This is a genomic window from Staphylococcus sp. GDX7P312P, assembly GCF_008385775.1.
Classification (GTDB): Bacteria; Bacillota; Bacilli; order Staphylococcales; family Staphylococcaceae; genus Staphylococcus; species Staphylococcus haemolyticus.
Genome location: NZ_VUKI01000051.1, coordinates 1 through 4,753, shown reverse-complemented (window position 1 = coordinate 4,753; position 4,753 = coordinate 1). Strand labels below are relative to the sequence as shown.

Sequence of the window (4,753 nt, the reverse complement as noted above, 5' to 3'; positions counted from 1 at the left end):
TTTTTACTTTGCAACAGAACCCCCAATTCCACATTGCAATAATAGAAAATCCATCTTCATCGGCTTTTTCGTCATCATCTGTATGAATCAAATCGCCTTCTTCTGTGTCATCAAGGTTTAATTTTTTATGTATTTCTTTTAACAAACCACCATAGGAGATTAACCTTTTACGGTGTAAACCTTCCTCCAAATCAGACAAACGTTTCAAATTCTTTTCTTCATCATCGGTCATAAAATCCGTATCCTTTACAGGATATTTTGCAGTTTCGTCAATTGCCGATTGTATATCCGATTTATATTTATTTTTCGGTCGAATCATTTGAACTTTTACATTTGGATCATAGTCTAATTTCATTGCCTTTTTCCAAAATTGAATCCATTGTTTTTGATTCACGTAGTTTTCTGTATTCTTAAAATAAGTTGGTTCCACACATACCAATACATGCATGTGCTGATTATAAGAATTATCTTTATTATTTATTGTCACTTCCGTTGCACGCATAAAACCAACAAGATTTTTATTAATTTTTTTATATTGCATCATTCGGCGAAATCCTTGAGCCATATCTGACAAACTCTTATTTAATTCTTCGCCATCATAAACATTTTTAACTGTTAATGTGAGAAACAACCAACGAACTGTTGGCTTTTGTTTAATAACTTCAGCAACAACCTTTTGTGACTGAATGCCATGTTTCATTGCTCTCCTCCAGTTGCACATTGGACAAAGCCTGGATTTACAAAACCACACTCGATACAACTTTCTTTCGCCTGTTTCACGATTTTGTTTATACTCTAATATTTCAGCACAATCTTTTACTCTTTCAGCCTTTTTAAATTCAAGAATATGCAGAAGTTCAAAGTAATCAACATTAGCGATTTTCTTTTCTCTCCATGGTCTCACTTTTCCACTTTTTGTCTTGTCCACTAAAACCCTTGATTTTTCATCTGAATAAATGCTACTATTAGGACACATAATATTAAAAGAAACCCCCATCTATTTAGTTATTTGTTTGGTCACTTATAACTTTAACAGATGGGGTTTTTCTGTGCAACCAATTTTAAGGGTTTTCAATACTTTAAAACACATACATACCAACACTTCAACGCACCTTTCAGCAACTAAAATAAAAATGACGTTATTTCTATATGTATCAAGATAAGAAAGAACAAGTTCAAAACCATCAAAAAAAGACACCTTTTCAGGTGCTTTTTTTATTTTATAAACTCATTCCCTGATCTCGACTTCGTTCTTTTTTTACCTCTCGGTTATGAGTTAGTTCAAATTCGTTCTTTTTAGGTTCTAAATCGTGTTTTTCTTGGAATTGTGCTGTTTTATCCTTTACCTTGTCTACAAACCCCTTAAAAACGTTTTTAAAGGCTTTTAAGCCGTCTGTACGTTCCTTAAGGAATTCCTTAGTGCTTTCATAGATTAAACTCACATCACGCTTTAAATCGCTTATTTTAGACTTTAAAGACTTGTTTTCTTCAAGCAACTCATTATAATCATTTACATTTTCATTAAATCGCTCTACAAGACCACTATATTTTTCTTTAACTTGCCCATGTTCTTTACTTAATTTTTTATATTCTCTCGCCATATCAGTACTCATGAGATTTCTAACATGCTGTTTTAACCTATCGTTATCTCTCGCAGCAGTCACTAAGTTTTTATAATCACGCTCCGATATAACAACATTTTTGGTTGGTTTCTTTTCTGTTTTCATTATTTCTTTTCCCAAACCAAACATGGACTTTTCACCCGTTGGCACTTCAACACTTTTCATGTGTCGTTTCGCTGGTACTTCTAAATCTGATTTAACTTTATCGCTATAAGCAGTCCATTCATCTTTTTTAACTGCTAAATTTTTTTCTAGAAAATCAATCTCTTTTTCCAAAGTTTGTTTTTTAAATTTAGCTGTCTCAATATGTTTACGGTCAGAGCCACGTTCACCACGCTTCAACTCAAAACCCTGTTTTTTCATATGCTCGGGGAATTTATCTTGTAGCCATAACAGTTCTTGACGATTAAACACATTTTTTCCTTGCAGTTTTCCATCACGCATAGGCACAACACCTAAATGCATGTGAGGGGTTTGCTCATCATTATGAACTGTTGCATAAGCAATATTTTGCTTGCCATATCGTTCGGAAAATAATTTATAACTTTCCTCAAAAAATCGTTTTTGTTCTCCTGGATCCAGTTGCTCAAAAAAATCTCGGTCAGATGTTACTAGCAACTCATTTACAAGAACAGCATCTTTCCTCGTTTTTCTTGTACCTGTTTTTTGTGATTCAATAATTTCTTTGACACGTTCGTTGTAATCAATATTTTTATCATTTTTCAAATCATAATTTTCACGTGTTCGCTCATGGTCAATATCATCATTCGTTCTACTTTTTCGCTCTCTTTGATTATGAAATTGCATGCCTTTTAGTCCAGCTGATTTCACTTTTTGCATTCTACAAACTGCATAACTCATATGTAAATCGCTCCTTTTTAGGTGGCACAAATGTGAGGCATTTTCGCTCTTTCCGGCAACCACTTCCAAGTAAAGTATAACACACTATACTTTATATTCATAAAGTGTGTGCTCTGCGAGGCTGTCGGCAGTGCCGACCAAAACCATAAAACCTTTAAGACCTTTCTTTTTTTTACGAGAAAAAAGAAACAAAAAAACCTGCCCTCTGCCACCTCAGCAAAGGGGGGTTTTGCTCTCGTGCTCGTTTAAAAATCAGCAAGGGACAGGTAGTATTTTTTGAGAAGATCACTCAAAAAATCTCCACCTTTAAACCCTTGCCAATTTTTATTTTGTCCGTTTTGTCTAGCTTACCGAAAGCCAGACTCAGCAAGAATAAAATTTTTATTGTCTTTCGGTTTTCTAGTGTAACGGACAAAACCACTCAAAATAAAAAAGATACAAGAGAGGTCTCTCGTATCTTTTATTCAGCAATCGCGCCCTTTAATGGAACAAAAAGATTTGAATTCCTGTTATAAAAAAAGGATCAATTTTGAACTCTCTCCCAAAGTTGATCCCTTAACGATTTAGAAATCCCTTTGAGAATGTTTATATACATTCAAGGTAACCAGCCAACTAATGACAATGATTCCTGAAAAAAGTAATAACAAATTACTATACAGATAAGTTGACTGATCAACTTCCATAGGTAACAACCTTTGATCAAGTAAGGGTATGGATAATAAACCACCTACAATTGCAATACCTGTTCCCTCTGATAAAAAGCTGGTAAAGTTAAGCAAACTCATTCCAGCACCAGCTTCCTGCTGTTTCAAGCTACTTGAAACAATTGTTGATATAACTGTTTTGGTGAACGAAAGCCCACCTAAAACAAATACGATTATAATTGTCATGAACCATGATGTTGTTTCTAAAAGAAAGGAAGCAGTTAAAAAGCTAACAGAAAGAAATGTAACTCCGATGTTTAACACGTATAAAGGACCTCTTCTATCAACAAGTATCCCACCAATGTAGCCGAAAATAATGACACTCATTGTTCCAGGGAAAATAATTACACTTCCGATTTCGGCAGTACTTAGCTGGTGAACATCTTTCATCATATAAGGAACCATAGAGACAAACCCTGCTACTGTTCCAAATATAATTCCCCCACAAAGAACTCCAATCATAAAAGGTATATTTTTCCCTAATCCGGGATCAACAAAAGGATCTGTTACTTTCCTGATATGTTTTACAAATATCAGGAATGACAGCACGCTAACGATAAGAAAAGAAATGCTATATGATGTTGTAAACAACATAAAAAATACAATGCCTACAGACATTAGTATAATTCCTTTGATATCAAAATGACCTTTTATCCTTACTTCTTTCTTTAATAATTTCATAAGAAACGGAACAGTGATAATTGTTATCATAGGAATGAGTAGAAGATAGGACCAATGAATATAATGGGCTATCATTCCACCAATCGCTGGACCGACTCCTTCTCCCATGGCTACTATCGATCCAATAAGACCAAATGCTTTACCCCTATTTTCCTTTGGAATATAGCGCGCAACTACAACCATTACGAGTGCTGGAAATGCAGCTGCACCAGCCCCTTGAATAAAACGAGCCATAATAAGTAAGGAAAAGAAAGAATGGCCAACAAACCCAATTACCGACCCGAAACAATTTATTATAATTCCAAATAGGAGTAACCTTTTGATGCCTAATTGATCAGATAGCTTTCCATATACAGCTGTTCCAATGGAAAAGGTTAACATAAAGGCTGTGTTCACCCAGTTTGTACTCGCAGGTGGTTTATTAAAATCATTTGCAATATCAGGTAATGAGACGTTCAAAACCATTTCATTTAATACGCTAAAAAAAGATAAAATGCAAAGCCAAATTAAAATTTGGTTGTGTCGTAAATTCGATTGTGAATAGGATGTATTCACATTTCACCCTCCAATAATGAGGGCAGACGTAGTTTATAGGGTTAATGATACGCTTCCCTCTTTTAATTGAACCCTGTTACATTCATTACACTTCATAATTAATTCCTCCTAAACTTGATTAAAACATTTTACCACATATAAACTAAGTTTTAAATTCAGTATTTCATCACTTATACAACAATATGGCCCGTTTGTTGAACTACTCTTTAATAAAATAATTTTTCCGTTCCCAATTCGGTTCTGTTGCAAAGATGAATTTATACTATAATTTTAAAAAAAAGGAGTCTTCTTTATGAAATATTTCAGATATAAACAATTTAACAATGATGT

At 34.0% G+C, this 4,753-nt stretch carries 4 protein-coding genes; all 4 read right to left on the bottom strand.

What is annotated here, in order from left to right:
* Positions 1-976, bottom strand: a 976-nt coding sequence (locus tag F1592_RS12060) for a protein rep (RefSeq protein ID WP_113525262.1), incomplete at its 3' end; no start/stop codon positions are given.
* A 244-nt stretch (positions 977-1,220) separates the two neighbouring features.
* The gene (gene mobV / locus F1592_RS12055) at positions 1,221-2,483 is read right to left on the bottom strand and encodes a MobV family relaxase (RefSeq protein WP_000119405.1); all 1,263 of its coding nucleotides are present in this window, start codon (positions 2,481-2,483) and stop codon (positions 1,221-1,223) included.
* Between the two features lie 563 nt (positions 2,484-3,046).
* On the bottom strand, positions 3,047-4,423 hold the full coding sequence (gene tet(L), locus F1592_RS12045; RefSeq protein ID WP_001574277.1) for a tetracycline efflux MFS transporter Tet(L): 1,377 nt from the start codon (positions 4,421-4,423) through the stop codon (positions 3,047-3,049).
* Between the two features lie 33 nt (positions 4,424-4,456).
* The gene (locus F1592_RS14060; RefSeq protein ID WP_012779615.1) at positions 4,457-4,519 is read right to left on the bottom strand and encodes a tetracycline resistance efflux system leader peptide; all 63 of its coding nucleotides are present in this window, start codon (positions 4,517-4,519) and stop codon (positions 4,457-4,459) included.
* Positions 4,520-4,753 lie beyond the last annotated feature (234 nt).